Annotated in this window: 6 protein-coding genes; 2 read left to right on the top strand and 4 right to left on the bottom strand. The window is 48.5% G+C overall.

Annotated elements, in window-relative coordinates; all coding sequences use genetic code 11:
• Window positions 1-112: 112 nt before the first annotated feature.
• A complete protein-coding gene (locus DOP62_RS01345; RefSeq protein WP_370538838.1) occupies window positions 113-1,285 on the top strand; it encodes a type I restriction-modification enzyme R subunit C-terminal domain-containing protein in 1,173 nt (390 codons plus the stop codon).
• A 23-nt stretch (window positions 1,286-1,308) separates the two neighbouring features.
• Here DOP62_RS01345 and DOP62_RS01340 read toward each other — a convergent pair whose 3' ends face one another.
• Complete coding sequence (locus tag DOP62_RS01340) at window positions 1,309-2,568, bottom strand: hypothetical protein (protein ID WP_208673196.1); 1,260 nt, start codon at window positions 2,566-2,568, stop codon at window positions 1,309-1,311.
• Window positions 2,569-2,810: 242 nt separating this feature from the next.
• Window positions 2,811-3,650 carry a DUF3800 domain-containing protein gene (locus DOP62_RS01335; RefSeq protein ID WP_370538837.1) on the bottom strand — a complete coding sequence of 280 codons (840 nt, stop codon included), beginning with the start codon at window positions 3,648-3,650 and terminating at the stop codon, window positions 2,811-2,813.
• A gap of 86 nt (window positions 3,651-3,736) precedes the next feature.
• Here DOP62_RS01335 and DOP62_RS01330 point away from each other — a divergent pair, with 86 nt between their 5' ends.
• A complete protein-coding gene (locus DOP62_RS01330) occupies window positions 3,737-4,345 on the top strand; it encodes a tyrosine-type recombinase/integrase (RefSeq protein ID WP_370538836.1) in 609 nt (202 codons plus the stop codon).
• A 198-nt stretch (window positions 4,346-4,543) separates the two neighbouring features.
• Here the strand turns inward: DOP62_RS01330 and DOP62_RS01325 are convergent, their stop codons facing one another.
• Together DOP62_RS01325 and DOP62_RS01320 are read right to left on the bottom strand one after the other, a co-directional pair.
• Entirely contained in the window at window positions 4,544-5,725 is a 1,182-nt protein-coding gene (locus DOP62_RS01325) for a hypothetical protein (RefSeq protein ID WP_370538835.1), read from the bottom strand.
• 103 nt (window positions 5,726-5,828) lie between these two features.
• A complete protein-coding gene (locus DOP62_RS01320) occupies window positions 5,829-16,835 on the bottom strand; it encodes an Ig-like domain-containing protein (protein ID WP_370538834.1) in 11,007 nt (3,668 codons plus the stop codon).
• Window positions 16,836-17,177 lie beyond the last annotated feature (342 nt).

The following is a 17,177-nucleotide window of genomic DNA, read 5'->3' as shown; positions in this document are numbered from 1 at the left end:
CCGATCAAGGCTTATGTAATGGGAGTCTTGGGCAAGTTTTTAGAGTGCTACCGGATCTCGTTGCAGGTACCAGAGTTGCTAGTGAGCCAAGCGGAGTACTATGCTTTGGGAGATGGCCAAGGAACAGAGCAGCCCCAGCGAAACCCTCTCGACCAAGCTGTTCCGCAGTCGCCTTGCCTTGATTCAAGCCCTCGATCGATCGCTACCCCCTGAGGCAATCGGCCTCCAGGATGATCAGACCGATTTACCCCGTGATGAGGCGGACTATCGGGCCCAACTGGCGGGTCAGCTGCGGCAGACAATTCAGGCGATGAACCCCAATAACTTTTTGGTGAAGCCTTTCCGCGAGGCTGTGCAGCAATGGAGTGACGGCGATCGCTGGCGGAAACTGGATGACACTGCCGGAACCTTGCTGGCAGATCAACTCGCCACGCTGCCCTCGCAACTACCCAGTGATGATAAGGCCGCCCGTGAGTTTGACCTGTTGCTTTACAAGCTGCAAATTGCCCTGCTGAAACAGGCATCTGACTATCCCAAATTGCGATCGCGGGTACAGACCGTTGCGCAGTTACTGGAAGGCCGTTGCGCCATCCCGATGGTGGGGGCAGAACTCAGCTTGATTCAGGACTTGCAAACCCAAGACTGGTGGGAGGATGTGACTCTGCCGTTGCTGGAGAAAGTGCGGCGCACCCTGCGGGGCTTGGTGGGGCTGATTGAAAAGACGGCACGGCAACCGCTCTACACCAATTTTGAGGATCAGCTCGGAGAAGCGCAGGAGCTGGATCCCTTTGCCCTAATTACCAGCGATGACTTTACGCGCTTTCGTTTGCAGGCCAAAAAGTTTTTACTGGAACACGATAGCCATCTGGCGATTCAACGTCTCCGCCGCAATCAACCGCTCACACCTACCGATCTAGAGGAGCTCGAAACTTTTTTGCTGTCGAACAAGATTGGCAGTCAGGCGGCGATCGATCGGGCGAAGCAGGAGAGTCAGGGATTTTGGCGGTTTGTCCGCAGCTTGGTCGGTCTCGATCGCAACGCAGCAAAAGAGGCGTTTAGTGAGTTTTTAAGCGATCGGCTGTATAGCGCTGCGCAGATTCAGTTTGTCAATGAAATCATCAACTATCTGACGACTCATGGCGTAATGGATAAGGCTCTACTCTATGAGCCACCGTTTACGAATTACTGTGCAACGGGGCCAGAGGAGCTGTTTGAGGATGACAGTATCGATCAGCTTTGCGACATCATCGATCTGGTGTCTGCCCGTGCCGAGACTGCTGTTTAACAGATTGTCATGGACAGATTTATCTAGCGGCGATCGACATAGCGCCAGCCAGATTCAGTACAGATATAGCCATTTTCGGGAACAATAGAATTAGGTCGGTATCGAATAATTCCCTCATGATAGTTGGGTCGCGGCAACTTATCTAGCCTGGCATTACAGTACAGTTTGCCAGTTTTTTTATCTTTGTAAATATACTTTTTGACAGGCTGAAAACGTGCAGCAATAGGCTTTCTATTATCATTTGATCCTTGTGTATAAGTAGAACCTTCAAGAGTGAAAAAATCTTGATTATATGCAGGAGAAAAATGCTCATAACCTCCATCATTTTCTGTTGAAGATTGAGCATTAGGAAGCCAAGAGTAATCTAAGCCTAGTTCAGTAGCAGATTTATAAACATATAAAAAACCATCTTTAAATCGATATTCTGCAACGCTTGAACACCACTCATCAGTTATTGCACGTGCATTACACCCAACGAGTTTACTCATTTCTTGTGCATTGTCAAGAATTGCAAAATCAAGATTCTGATCTCGATAGGAGAAGTAATCTCTAAAAACTATACATTTTTCATCTATCTCTGGCCTCAGAGCACCACAATCTTTCAAAAATAAATAGTCTTTCTCTACTGCTATTAAATTTCTTCCATCTGTTTTTAGAATTGTGGAAAACTGAATCAAAGATGGATGCTGAAATAGGAATTCACAACTAGATACATTAAACTGACATTCAGTCAGATATCTAGAGTTAAAATCACGCATTTTTCCATCAGACTCAGGGCTTTTTTTGTAAAAGAAAATATAGCCAAGACTTTGAAGATACTTAATAGCGTTTTGGGCGCTGGAGCCAGGCGTAAGCTTACCACTACTCGTCTGACAAATATAGGCGAAGACCATATCATTATAGTTTGCTCTTTTGGCAGATCTTAGAAAGGCTGAATCCTCTTGCGCTAAATAACGAGGGTCTTGTGTAAATTTTGTATTCTCCTGAAGACAATTATCTTCTCTAATACCTGAGAGTGGGTTAAGTCGATCTAGATATCGAAACTCTGTTCTAAAGATTGGTTTTTCAGGAGAAATCTGCTGTGTTTGTCTGATTTGAGCTCTAGTTCCTTGTGGATCACTACCAATCGTGACCCACCCCGGCTCTACTATCCATTCTTTAACTGAAGCTAGCCGAGTACTCTTTTGTACTGTAGTTCCTTCAGAGTGATTATTATCTTTTTCTTGATTACAACCAGTAAGTGATGAAAGTGAGAGAAGACTAAGAACTGAAATAGAGAACATCTTGTAAAAACTGAATTTCATATTTTGACTTGAATTTCTGTATGAGTATACCGAAAAACAGATAAGACTCATCCCATTACTGTTGAGTAGTGCTGGATCTCTTAAAACCTTGCATCAGTACAGCGATCGCTGCTCCTCACGTTGCCCCTAGAGCGTTTTCCTGCTGAGTGGGATAGACTATAGGTGACCCGAGACAAAATTCGGCTCCACGCCGTGTGATTACCTTCCCTGAGTCGGTAATCCTATATCTCGGGTCTAGCTTTTTGAATCTCAGCTAGGCTAATCGGCTTCTGACGTGAGTAGTAGCGACCAAAGGGCTGGCGAGTCGCATCATCAATATCGACAATCAGACTGAGAGCCGGTAGGACTTGCTGCAGGTACTGATCTTCCTGCTTCTCGAAAAGCCGTTGCACGACCCAGAGAAAGTAATCCGCCAGCTGTAGGCAGGGCTGCTCTCTCGATAGAACGGACTCAACTTCGATCGCCGCTGTAGAACGGATGCCCTTGGCTGATTCCAGATTAGCGATCGCGCCTTGGAGAGCAGCTTTCAAAGCCTTGGTGCGATCGGAATTGCCACGCTTGGCAAAGAAGATGCGATAGGCCTCTTGAGTATGCAGGCGATCGCGGAAGAGCCTGCGCACGAGGTAGTCATAGAGCTCGTTGTCTCGGTAGCGGTAGTCTTCGGATTGGCGCTGGCGCTCGTAAATGTATTGGAGTAGCGCCGTTTTGCAGCGAATCACCGCGAAGAACTTGAGCTGCGACTGGTGCTTCTCAATCAGGTGGAAAACTCGTTCCCTGACTAAAGGATGATCATCCTTGGCATGAAAGGCGATCGCAGTCTTGCGGCGATCGGGTTGGAGAGAGGGAATATGGGCGAGGTTTGGATCTGCGAGGATTTCTTTCCGTAAGTCCTCTAGTTCTTGGCCAATGCGATCGGGGTCTTCGACTTGCAAGAGGCCGAGCATGAAAAAACGAGAACAGCCTTGTGTCCCAATGATGACTTTGCCCTTGGCATTAAAGACCGTGCCATCGCCTGCTTCATCGACGAAATAGCAGGTTGGCGATCGAGGGGCTCCGTCCATACTCACAATGCAAGATTAGTCTTCTACTCTTGCATTAAGCTGGATGGGAATCAGTACAGCGATCGCTAGCGCTGGAGTTCCTGCTCATGACATCAAGGGCGATCGCGCGATCCAGTCCGACTGAGCTTGTTCCATCCTCCTCAGCAGATACTTGGGAACCAGCCTTAGCACTGTGGGTCCATGGGCGATCGCCACATACTCAGCGTTACTACTTGCAAGAGGCACGGGTGTTTCGGCACTGGGTTCAGAAGCCTTTGCCCCAAGTGACGCTGGCGGATTTGCAAATCTATCTCGATCGGCTCGATCAACTACCTCGGGGCGATCGCGCTGTCCTTCTTCGTCATTCGCCTGAGTGTTTGCAGGCTTCGAGTCGGCGGCGGACTGTGGCTGTGCTGAAGTCGCTGTTTAGCTTCTTGTCGAAGCGCTTGGGTGTGGTGCCCGTGAATGTAGCAGCTGCCATTCATGCCCCCAAAGTCAAAGACACGTTGGCTGAACGGATCTTGCCTGAAAGCATCATTCAAAGCCTGATTGCAGCGGCGGGCAATGACCGCGATCGCTTGATTCTGCAAGTGCTCTATGGAGCAGGGGTGAGGGTTTCTGAACTCTGTAGCCTCCGCTGGCAGGATCTAAAAGCGCGATCGCCCTCAGACAGAAACACCGACACCAGCTTCTCCCCTGCCGAGGCAAAGGGCTGATTCAATCCGTCCAGCAGAAGTGCATAGGTGGGACGACTCAGGTATCTTCTCTCTAATTCCTCTGCCGGTAGCTCATGCAGTGCTTGGAAGAGAGCGTCCACTGCAGCTTCAGTGCCAATCCGTTTCAGAGTATTGGCAATCCAGCAGCGTACTTCCATGTCTGGATCCACTAAGCGGGACTTCAACTGAAATAAATAGTTATACAACCCAAAACTTATTCATAAATCCCAGAAGATAGACAGCCTGTAATGCAGAGAAAAAACTGATCAACCATGCATAATGAACCTCTTTTTTAAGAGAAGCTGCAAGCATAAAAAATACAGGAAACAAAACCGAACAAAACCGAACCATAGAATCTGTGCTTCCTGTTGATAAAGGGAAAAGAACACCAATTAAAACCCAAAGTGGAAGTGTTATGTTTTCTTGAGATTTTAAGTTTTTAATAAGCATCCATGCCCCACTCCCTAAAAACAAAAATGCACAAAAAGAATTAACCAGTATTTGCGTATTATTCATATCTCTTGGCAAGGAGAAATTGATTTCTTTTATTGATTGAATGAGTGATAAAAGAGGAAAATTAAAACTGCGCCCCCAATAAACTTGAGAAGTACTAAATATAAATGCATTGCCTGTATAAATATAGAGAAAAGCCATATAAGTAAGTAGTCCCAGTGGTATTAAAAGTAAAAAAGAAATAGATGGTTTGATTGTTTTTTTACCCAGAATTTTCTGAAATGCGCTAGAGATAGCCATAGCGATAATTAGTGAAACTCCAGTAGGACGTGTGAGAGATGCAAGAAATCCAAAGCAGCCAGAGGCTAGATAATTATCTCTAAAATAGTAAAGTAAACTTGCAGAAGTTAGAAAAAAGTAAAGGCCTTCAGTGTAGTATGTGCTGAAGAAAAAAGAACCGGGAAATGACAAAATTAAAATTATTGATCTTTGAACAATCTGTTCCTTATAGAACTTTACTCCAATTCTATAGCAAATACCTAGAGCAAGGAGTAGTGAGACATTAGATATCACTAATCCTGCAATTAGATGAGAGCTAAAAACATGAGACAGCCACCTTGAAAGAAGTGGAAAAAGAGGAAAAAAAGCAGTTGTATTCCCCTTTCTTTCATCCTGACCATTAAAATATCCCTCTCTCGCAATCAAGTCATACCAGTCTGCATCCCAGCGAAAGAAGCCATTAAGAATATAGTTGTTCTCAAAGTACACCCAATGAGAGTTGTGATCATAGGTTCCTGGATACTCTATCGATAAGCTTAACCCTGTAAATGCGACAATAAATAATGCTAGACGCCACAAAAGAAAAGTGGCTATAAGCCATTTAATTGAGTTAATAAAAGAAATTGATTCCTTCGCAGAGACAGACACAGACAACCTCAAAATTGTTCAAAAAAACCCCTAATCTCATCAGAGACTCGGGGTTAAACCATTGCTTCAGCTATATGGCAACACTGCTCTCTGATGCTGAGATCTAAATAGCAGTGAGACTAATGCGGAACTGCAGATCATTAAAATCAGCATCACCGCTACCAAACGTATCCTCAAAGCGGAAAAGGCGATCGCTTTCCGAGACGAGAATATGATCGGCTTTGTCAGGATTAGCACCTAAGAAGGAGAAATAGGTACGAGACAGCTCAGGCGATTCCACAACATTCAGGAAGGGAGCATACAGCTCGCCACCCGACAGCGTAATGCTTTGACTACCACTGCTGTTGTCGATGATGAGACCAGACACTGCATTCTGCTGTGCTAGCGCTGCATAACCAGGATCATTGGGGCTGATCAACTCTCCACTCAGCGGATCACGGATGCGACCCAATCTGTCAGCTACGGCATAGAAGCCAACAGAGTTACTGAAACCAGCATCACTAACAATCTCGCTGAAATCTACGCGGACTTGTTGACCATCAAAGCCAGTGAGATCAATGAACTCATTGAATCTCGAAGGTTGCTCAACTTTAATAATGAAGTCATCAAAGTCACGATCGCCACCATTGAGTTGGTCTTCAAAAGCAAAGGTATTGTCTGCCAAGAGCCGTACATGGTCGATCTTGTCGGGGTTTGCGTTTGCATAGGCAAAGTAGTATTCCACACCATTATCTGATTCACTGATCAGGAATGGGGCATACATCTTGCCAGCATCTACTTCTGCCGCTAATCGTTGACCATCTGAGATCAACTCGATCTGCTGTGCTAGTGCTACCTCTGCATAGTTGGCATCTCCCGGTCGGACAGTCTGGTTAGTGCCTTGAATGCGGATAGTACCGGCTTCGTCAATCACTTCGTAGAAGGCAAAGCGATTGAGGTTAGCGGCCTCGGATTGAATTTGGAAGCCGATTTGAATTTTGCCATCGACGACTGCTGCAAGGTTGGCTGACTCCGAACGGAAATCAATAATCTCAGCCTGCAAAGCCCCTTGAGTCCGTGCTCCTAAAGGAACAGGGTCATTCGTGAGTTCAACGGTGAACTCAAGATCATTGAAATCAAAGTCTTCAATGTTGGCTGTGCCACCGTCTTCCCAACGCAGCAGAATTTTGTTGCTTTGCATCTGATCTAGGACATAAGCGTTGCCACCGTTGGCAGCGTTCTGACCAAAGAAGACTTTGGTGGTGAGATTCCCTGCCCGCAACTCTTCGGCAACAACATCGAGGGTGTTGTTTTGCACCAACAGGAAGCCAAGGGGCTGATCGGGTCTAAAGGTGTCTGAGATGCGGGTGAGAGGTTCGCCAAACAGGAGTGCTCCACCTTCAAGCCGAGTCAGTTCTCCAAGACCGGAGAAGATAACTTCACCTGCCCCACGATTAACTTGGTCCAAAATGGCTTGCAGGTAACCAGGAGTTCCTGGCAAGACACCGTTGATAGCACCCTGGGAATCATCGACTCGGAAAGCTACGACTTCATTATTGAACTCTCCACGAGCTTGATTGAGGGTGAATTTGAGACGAGGTTGTTCAGGCGTTAGAGCAACATTAACCGTTGCAGTTCGAGTCTCTCCATTTACATCTATCACGGTGTAAGTAAAGCTATCAGTTAGCCCCTGTCCTGCAATTTGCAGGAGACCTTGCTGAGGAGACCCAAGCGCAAAGGGAGTGGCATTGGGATTAGCCGTATAGATGAGTTGATCATCACTGAAATCATTTGGAGTGCCATTATCGTCAATCGCTACCGTGCCATTTTGAGGCTGAGTAAAACTGGTGATTCGAATACCAGAGCCTCGATCATTCGCAAGCACATCAATGACGATAGCTTCTCCAGGCGGAACGGAAGCTAAATCATCCTCAGCTGAGAGATTGACAGTAATCGTCAGCTGAGCTGCTCCAACCAGCCCTACATTGCCAGCTTGATCGGTGATTTGAGCCTCAATGTTGTAAACCCCTTCCTGTAGCTCTTGGGTCGTGATCCGAATGGAGGGTTGGCCATTACTGCTGACAATGCCTGTTCCAATCACATTGCCCAGCCCGTCCAAGAGGTTGACAATGTCTCCGGTCTTAGCAGTATTAGGCAGGAAGACATCAAAGGTGGGAGTAGTGTCTTGGGTAATGTTGTCAGTATTGCTGACCCCCGTATCCGAGGAGTCAATAAGATCGAGTCCTGTAGCCGATTCTGGCGCCAGCGTATCAATCTCAAATTGGCCCACTGCTGTACTGCTCCCCACTGCATCAGTCGCCACGATCGTGTAAAGACCGTCGCTGGTGTTGTCGGGATTACCCGTTGCTACGCCGTTAAAGAAATCACCAAAGGGTTGGTTGCCGACAGTGGTTAGATCAGCATCGAGCAGCGTCACCGTATAGAGGGAAGGGTCGCCAGGATTAGCGCCTGGTTTTTCTGTGACGCGGTAGGAACCGCCTAGTAATACGGTTCCGGCTGGTCCTATAAGAGTGATAACCAGCCCCGGCTCGCCAGTAAAGGTAAGGACAGGGTTACTATTGTTGGTCAGCAGGTCATCGGCAGCGCTATCCGTCGGATCCGTAACATCTAGGTCATCCCCAAGTTCTGGTGCGGCAGTATCAGCCCCCAGACTCAGGCTGTCGCCAGTACCGCCATTCCCCGCCGCATCGGTGTAGCTGTTATTAGCGACAGAGATGCTGGGGGTGGCATTACCCGACTGAGTGAAGGTCGCTGTGAAGATCAGCGGATTGGCAGTCGGTGAGAAGTTGGAGAGGGTACCACCCGCCACAACGACATCAGCACTGGTGAAGCCCACAGGGATTTCACTGAAAGTGAAGGTGAGGGTGGTGCTTCCCCCTGCCGATAGGTTTGTATCGGCTGCGGAGATGTTCAGAGTCGGAATGACCGTATCAAGGATGTAGCTTTCTGTATCGGTAGCGGTGGTGCTGTTACCAGCGAGGTCAGTGGTGGTGACGCTGGCCTGAATCGTACGATCAGCGTCAGCGACTAAGGCGCTACCTAAGACGTTAATGCTAAAGCCACCATTGGCGACTGCTCCCGTGAAGGTTTGGTCGTTGATCGTGAGAGTGACGATGTCACCAGCTTTGACATCCCCACCGACGGTTCCGGTGATCGGAATCAACTGTCCCGCTTCGACGGCGTTGATGACATCATCTGCTGTGATGTTGGATGTCAGCGTGATGCTGGCACTGGGTGCCGTGGTGTCGATCGTGACGTTTTGAGTGGCTTGGCTGGTGTTGCTAGCCAAATCGGTGGTGACAGCAGTGATGGTGTAATTCCCTGGAGGGGTGGTGATACTGCTGAGGTTTAGGGTCCAGTTGTTGCCATTGACTGTTAGCTGAGGACTTTGCCCCAAGGTGTAGGTAGTACCGTTGAAGGTCACTGCCAAAGTATTGGTGGGCAGGTTGGTCCAAGTCCCGGCAATAACTAGGGTTTGGTCGTTGGTGATAAAGTCGCTCGGGACACCACTATCAGTACTAATGCCAGTGATGGCAATCCCTGGTGCCGTAGTTTCAACGGTGATGGACTGCGTATCGGTGGTTGTGTTACCAACCAAGTCTGTTGTGCTGGCTGTTAGGGTGTAAGTGCCTCCAGCCAAGGTTTCGTTGGCAGTGCGATCTATTGTCCAGTTGCCATTGCCATCTGCGGTGGTGGTGGTAATGAAGACAGTGTTGCTGTTGCTATCTGTAAGAGTCAGTGTTACCCGTGCATTGGCGTCAGCTGTCCCGACATAGATCAGAGTTTGATCGTTGGTAATGAAGTCACCGGGGGTGCCACTGTCGTTGGTGATAGCAGTGATAGCGATGTTAGGAGCAGTCGTATCAATGACAAACTCATCAACGTTGGTGCTATTACCCGCTTGATCGGTGGCAACGAGGGTGTAGATACCGTCGCCAGTATTGTCTGGATTGTTGGTTGGACTGCCATTCAAGAAATCACCAAAGGGCTGTACTCCATTGGTGCTCGGGTCAGCATCTAATAAGGTGACCCTGTAGGTCGATGGGTCACCAGGATTGGTACCCGGTGTTTCGATAACGGTGTAGGCAGCACTATCCACCATCTGGCCATCCGGCCCTTCGAGGGTGATGGTCAGGTCAGGTTCACCCGTGAAGGTCAGAACAGGATTGCCATTGCCAGTAATCAGATCATCTGCACCCGTGTCTGTCGGTGTCGTGATATCCAGCGCTCCTACCTGGGGAGCATCCAGATTGAGTTGAGCGCTATCAGTTCCATCAGCTCCTTGGTTAGCAGCTGCATCGGTGATGAAAGCTGTGACCGCAATAGTCTCACCATCATTCGGAGTCGGGAAGCTGACAGTGACACTCCCTGCCGTAATGTCATCGGCATCTAGGGTGATGACTTGGTCTGGATTAACCCCATCTCGAACCGTGAGAGTATCGCCAGCAACTGCATCCTTCGGTAGAGCAACTTCAACATCCACGTTGCCTGTGAGTTCAGCCGCACTGATGAACCCATCGTCATTGGCATCTTCGGTGATGCTGACAACAGGAGCACCTGGCGCTGTCGCATCAACGGTATAGGTTTGATTGTCGGAAGCACTGCTTGGATTACCCGCTGCATCGGTCGTGGCAACACTGGCAGCAATGGTCAGGTCAGGGTCATTAACTAAATCACTACCAGGAACATCGATACTGAAGTCACCATTGGCATCGACATTACCCGTGAAGGTCTTGCCGTTGATGGTCAACGTGACGGTATCACCAGTATTGAATTCACCACCAACAGTGCCCGTAATCGCAACAGTGCCACCGGCTTCAGCCGCATTAATCACGTTATCCGCTGTTACCGCATCAACCGTAATCGTGGGAACAGGGACATCAGTATCAACAGTGATAGCTTGCGTCGCGCTGGCACTATTCCCAGCGGGATTGGTTGCCGTCACACTTAGTTGATAGTCACCATCGACTAAGGGAGTGCCGGTGTAATCTAACGTCCACTCGCCAGCGCCATTAGCAGTCACAGTGCCGATTTCGACGCCATCCAAGCTGATGACAACGGTGCTATTCGCTTCTGTAGTGCCGTTGAAGACGAGAGTGTTGTCATTAGTGACAAAGTCTCCCGCAGCACCGCTATCCTCACTAATGCTGTCAATCGTTACAACAGGGACATCGGCATCAACGGTATAGGTTTGATTGTCGGAAGCACTGCCTGGATTACCCGCTGCATCGGTCGTGGCAACACTGGCAGCAATGGTCAGGTCAGGGTCATTAACTAAATCACTACCAGGAACATCGATACTGAAGTCACCATTGGCATCGACATTACCCGTGAAGGTCTTGCCGTTGATGGTCAACGTGACGGTATCACCAGTATTGAATTCACCACCAACAGTGCCCGTAATCGCAACAGTGCCACCGGCTTCAGCCGCATTAATCACGTTATCCGCTGTTACCGCATCAACCGTAATCGTGGGAACAGGGACATCGGCATCAACGGTATAGGTTTGATTGTCGGAAGCACTGCCTGGATTACCCGCTGCATCGGTCGTGGCAACACTGGCAGCAATGGTCAGGTCAGGGTCATCAACTAAATCACTACCAGGAACATCGATACTGAAGTCACCATTGGCATCGACATTACCCGTGAAGGTCTTGCCGTTGATGGTCAACGTGACGGTATCACCAGTATTGAATTCACCGCCAACAGTGCCCGTAATCGCAACAGTGCCACCGGCTTCAGCCGCATTAATCACGTTATCCGCTGTTACCGCATCAACCGTAATCGTGGGAACAGGGACATCGGCATCAACGGTATAGGTTTGATTGTCGGAAGCACTGCCTGGATTACCCGCTGCATCGGTCGTGGCAACACTGGCAGCAATGGTCAGGTCAGGGTCATCAACTAAATCACTACCAGGAACATCGATACTGAAGTCACCATTGGCATCGACATTACCCGTGAAGGTCTTGCCGTTGATGGTCAACGTGACGGTATCACCAGTATTGAATTCACCGCCAACAGTGCCCGTAATCGCAACAGTGCCACCGGCTTCAGCCGCATTAATCACGTTATCCGCTGTTACCGCATCAACCGTAATCGTGGGAACAGGGACATCAGTATCAACAGTGATAGCTTGCGTCGCGCTGGCACTATTCCCAGCGGGATTGGTTGCCGTCACACTTAGTTGATAGTCACCATCGACTAAGGGAGTGCCGGTGTAATCTAACGTCCACTCGCCAGCGCCATTAGCAGTCACAGTGCCGATTTCGACGCCATCCAAGCTGATGACAACGGTGCTATTCGCTTCTGTAGTGCCGTTGAAGACGAGAGTGTTGTCATTAGTGACAAAGTCTCCCGCAGCACCGCTATCCTCACTAATGCTGTCAATCGTTACAACAGGGACATCGGCATCAACGGTATAGGTTTGATTGTCGGAAGCACTGCCTGGATTACCCGCTGCATCGGTCGTGGCAACACTGGCAGCAATGGTCAGGTCAGGGTCATTAACTAAATCACTACCAGGAACATCGATACTGAAGTCACCATTGGCATCGACATTACCCGTGAAGGTCTTGCCGTTGATGGTCAACGTGACGGTATCACCAGTATTGAATTCACCACCAACAGTGCCCGTAATCGCAACAGTGCCACCGGCTTCAGCCGCATTAATCACGTTATCCGCTGTTACCGCATCAACCGTAATCGTGGGAACAGGGACATCGGCATCAACGGTATAGGTTTGATTGTCGGAAGCACTGCCTGGATTACCCGCTGCATCGGTCGTGGCAACACTGGCAGCAATGGTCAGGTCAGGGTCATCAACTAAATCACTACCAGGAACATCGATACTGAAGTCACCATTGGCATCGACATTACCCGTGAAGGTCTTGCCGTTGATGGTCAACGTGACGGTATCACCAGTATTGAATTCACCGCCAACAGTGCCCGTAATCGCAACAGTGCCACCGGCTTCAGCCGCATTAATCACGTTATCCGCTGTTACCGCATCAACCGTAATCGTGGGAACAGGGACATCGGCATCAACGGTATAGGTTTGATTGTCGGAAGCACTGCCTGGATTACCCGCTGCATCGGTCGTGGCAACACTGGCAGCAATGGTCAGGTCAGGGTCATCAACTAAATCACTACCAGGAACATCGATACTGAAGTCACCATTGGCATCGACATTACCCGTGAAGGTCTTGCCGTTGATGGTCAACGTGACGGTATCACCAGTATTGAATTCACCGCCAACAGTGCCCGTAATCGCAACAGTGCCACCGGCTTCAGCCGCATTAATCACGTTATCCGCTGTTACCGCATCAACCGTAATCGTGGGAACAGGGACATCAGTATCAACAGTGATAGCTTGCGTCGCGCTGGCACTATTCCCAGCGGGATTGGTTGCCGTCACACTTAGTTGATAGTCACCATCGACTAAGGGAGTGCCGGTGTAATCTAACGTCCACTCGCCAGCGCCATTAGCAGTCACAGTGCCGATTTCGACGCCATCCAAGCTGATGACAACGGTGCTATTCGCTTCTGTAGTGCCGTTGAAGACGAGAGTGTTGTCATTAGTGACAAAGTCTCCCGCAGCACCGCTATCCTCACTAATGCTGTCAATCGTTACAACAGGGACATCGGCATCAACGGTATAGGTTTGATTGTCGGAAGCACTGCCTGGATTACCCGCTGCATCGGTCGTGGCAACACTGGCAGCAATGGTCAGGTCAGGGTCATTAACTAAATCACTACCAGGAACATCGATACTGAAGTCACCATTGGCATCGACATTACCCGTGAAGGTCTTGCCGTTGATGGTCAACGTGACGGTATCACCAGTATTGAATTCACCGCCAACAGTGCCCGTAATCGCAACAGTGCCACCGGCTTCAGCCGCATTAATCACGTTATCCGCTGTTACCGCATCAACCGTAATCGTGGGAACAGGGACATCGGCATCAACGGTATAGGTTTGATTGTCGGAAGCACTGCCTGGATTACCCGCTGCATCGGTCGTGGCAACACTGGCAGCAATGGTCAGGTCAGGGTCATCAACTAAATCACTACCAGGAACATCGATACTGAAGTCACCATTGGCATCGACATTACCCGTGAAGGTCTTGCCGTTGATGGTCAACGTGACGGTATCACCAGTATTGAATTCACCGCCAACAGTGCCCGTAATCGCAACAGTGCCACCGGCTTCAGCCGCATTAATCACGTTATCCGCTGTTACCGCATCAACCGTAATCGTGGGAACAGGGACATCGGCATCAACGGTATAGGTTTGATTGTCGGAAGCACTGCCTGGATTACCCGCTGCATCGGTCGTGGCAACACTGGCAGCAATGGTCAGGTCAGGGTCATCAACTAAATCACTACCAGGAACATCGATACTGAAGTCACCATTGGCATCGACATTACCCGTGAAGGTCTTGCCGTTGATGGTCAACGTGACGGTATCACCAGTATTGAATTCACCACCAACAGTGCCCGTAATCGCAACAGTGCCACCGGCTTCAGCCGCATTAATCACGTTATCCGCTGTTACCGCATCAACCGTAATCGTGGGAACAGGGACATCAGTATCAACAGTGATAGCTTGCGTCGCGCTGGCACTATTCCCAGCGGGATTGGTTGCCGTCACACTTAGTTGATAGTCACCATCGACTAAGGGAGTGCCGGTGTAATCTAACGTCCACTCGCCAGCGCCATTAGCAGTCACAGTGCCGATTTCGACGCCATCCAAGCTGATGACAACGGTGCTATTCGCTTCTGTAGTGCCGTTGAAGACGAGAGTGTTGTCATTAGTGACAAAGTCTCCCGCAGCACCGCTATCCTCACTAATGCTGTCAATCGTTACAACAGGGACATCGGCATCAACGGTATAGGTTTGATTGTCGGAAGCACTGCCTGGATTACCCGCTGCATCGGTCGTGGCAACACTGGCAGCAATGGTCAGGTCAGGGTCATCAACTAAATCACTACCAGGAACATCGATACTGAAGTCACCATTGGCATCGACATTACCCGTGAAGGTCTTGCCGTTGATGGTCAACGTGACGGTATCACCAGTATTGAATTCACCACCAACAGTGCCCGTAATCGCAACAGTGCCACCGGCTTCAGCCGCATTAATCACGTTATCCGCTGTTACCGCATCAACCGTAATCGTGGGAACAGGGACATCGGTATCAACCGGCTGAACTGATTGAGTTGCGGCAGTATTGGGATTACCTGCAGCATCAATGGCAACACCAGCTGCTACATCGACTGTGATGTTGCCTTCAAAGCCAGCATCAGGAGTAACAACAAGGGTGTATTCTGTTGGGCTGACAGCGGTAAATGTTCCTTTCGTGCCATTGGCTACTGTGATGTCATCAGCAGTGAACCCTGTAACGGCTTCGTTGAAGGTAAAGGTATAGACAATATCCCCGCCAGCAATATTTCCTGTTCCTGGCTCGTCATCCGTAATCGTGACAGTCGGAGCAGTGGTATCAATGATTAATTCGCCGGCAGTTTGATCGACGAGGACGTTATTTCGAGTAACAGTAACGTTGTAAGTGTTTTGGACTAGAGCATTTCCATTGGGAATAGTTAGGCTCCAAGTCAGTCCGTTAATTGTTAAGCTGGCATTATTTCTGTCGTATGTAACACCATTAACAACAACAGTAAAAGGCTCTGATCCACCCAGCACTGTATTGCCAACCGTACCCGTAATTGTTGGGGTAGTGTCGTTAGTGATTTGGGAGTTGACAGTGGGTGTAGTGACAGTCGTGGGAGTACTTGCAAACGGAATAAATGCAAAGACTGAGCCAAACTGTCTATTGGTTGCTGCTCCATTAATACCTAACGTGATGGTAAAAGAACTAGCGCTATCGAAGAGTGTTTGGACTCTTCCTTCATCATTAAGAATTAGTCCTGTAGCACTATTTGAATAAGTTGTTTGAGGTGTATTAACAAACCGAACTTGCCCCCCTGTACCGGCAGCAGCAGCTATTTCAGTGGGAGTTGTTAAGTTTGTATTTGTACCGCTCGATGTACTAGTAGTCCCTGCTGTACGAGTCCTTGGAAGCCCTGTGATATTGGATACTTGGTATTGTGAAAAACCTCCATATTCAACAAACTCACTACCATCTAAGTCGATAGAATTGTTGTATAGGTTTGTTAGGATAATAGGACTATTGTCGGCATTGTTCTGAAACTCAACTCTGAAACTAACGTTTCCGCCTGCTCCTGTTGTTGTAATTGTTGGGCTCCAAAAATTTGTACCGTTGAATGTTTGCGAGCCAACTGTATAATTAACACCTGCGTCTGTATCAATATTTGTTAGTGTTGTACCAGCGCTAATACTGGCAACTGTGATCAAGGCGTTAATCTGAACTCCACCGACAGTGGCAATATTTGTATATTTATAGACTGCGCCAGCTTGCAAAGCAGTACCACTTTGCAACTGAGGACCATTGAAGTTAAGAAAAACGCCACCAACATCAATTGTTGGTGCTGATTGCTCAATAGAAATAGCTTGACCATCAAGATTAATTTGCGCTTGATCAGCACTCTGCTGCAAAGCAGCAAGATTAAATTCATTGCCCTGCACAAGATTTGCGAAGATTTCGCCTTCGTCACCAAGGCTATCAACTCCATTGTTAAGTCGATTGTCAAAGTCATGGCCAATCTCTTCGAGCAAGACTGCTTGAATCTGCGCAGCACTGGCTGAAGCTAACCAATCTCCATTCAAATAAACTGTAGGTTGCCCTGTGGTATCCGTGGCACTATATGCCCCTAATGCCCCATTGAGATCTGCGCCCGATCGCACCTCTAGACGAATTGAATAGCTGCCATCCAAGATCGACTGGCGCAAGACCTCAGCATTAGCTATCCAGCTCTCGGTTCCTGCTGTCGCACTAAAAGGAATTGCAAGCTGTGTTAAGTAGTCCTCTTGATTAAACCAAGTTGATAGTTGCTCTTGAACCAACAATTGGAGAGGCGTCAGAAGTTCTACTTGGGTGCTCGATAACTCCTCATAGGTAAACAACGAAACTGCTGTGCTCAAGATCCCAGTGTTGTTGTTTAAATCAGAGTTGGAAGGAGACAATCCCATCACAAAACTACCTAGCTAATAGTTGACACGACAATTACCCCCCATCAAGAATCTATCCTTGGGAAGGCTGGCCAAATGGACAGAGGCACTTTAATTACCTTACCCAAGTTTTCGGGAAAAATTTCTCAAATTCCTTCATCTTTAGACATGAGTTGCCGGAACAATCATGTTTAACCAGTAGTTGGAAACTAGTGATTAAACCTCACGCTATCCAAGCCCTTAACCCAGTCCCAGTCTGGGATAAAAGGAATTAAAAATATGAAAAATATAGTGACAGACTGCTTGGGAGGAATGATGATTTCGCACTCATCTAAGACTGCTGTCGCCTCATTATGGCTGTCA

Source organism: Synechococcus elongatus PCC 11801 (assembly GCF_003846445.2).
Taxonomy (GTDB): Bacteria; Cyanobacteriota; Cyanobacteriia; order Synechococcales; family Synechococcaceae; genus Synechococcus; species Synechococcus elongatus_A.
Note: the sequence above shows the minus strand (reverse complement) of the source record. Positions and strands in the feature narration are given on the sequence as shown.

Bases quoted from the DNA above. Each gene is read 5' to 3' on its own strand.
- DOP62_RS01345 (WP_370538838.1), top strand. From the start codon at position 113: ATGGCCAAGGAACAGAGCAGCCCCAGCGAAACCCTCTCGACCAAGCTG.
- DOP62_RS01340 (WP_208673196.1), bottom strand. From the start codon at position 2,568: ATGTTCTCTATTTCAGTTCTTAGTCTTCTCTCACTTTCATCACTTACT.
- DOP62_RS01335 (WP_370538837.1), bottom strand. From the start codon at position 3,650: ATGGACGGAGCCCCTCGATCGCCAACCTGCTATTTCGTCGATGAAGCA.
- DOP62_RS01330 (WP_370538836.1), top strand. From the start codon at position 3,737: ATGACATCAAGGGCGATCGCGCGATCCAGTCCGACTGAGCTTGTTCCA.
- DOP62_RS01320 (WP_370538834.1), bottom strand. From the start codon at position 16,835: ATGGGATTGTCTCCTTCCAACTCTGATTTAAACAACAACACTGGGATC.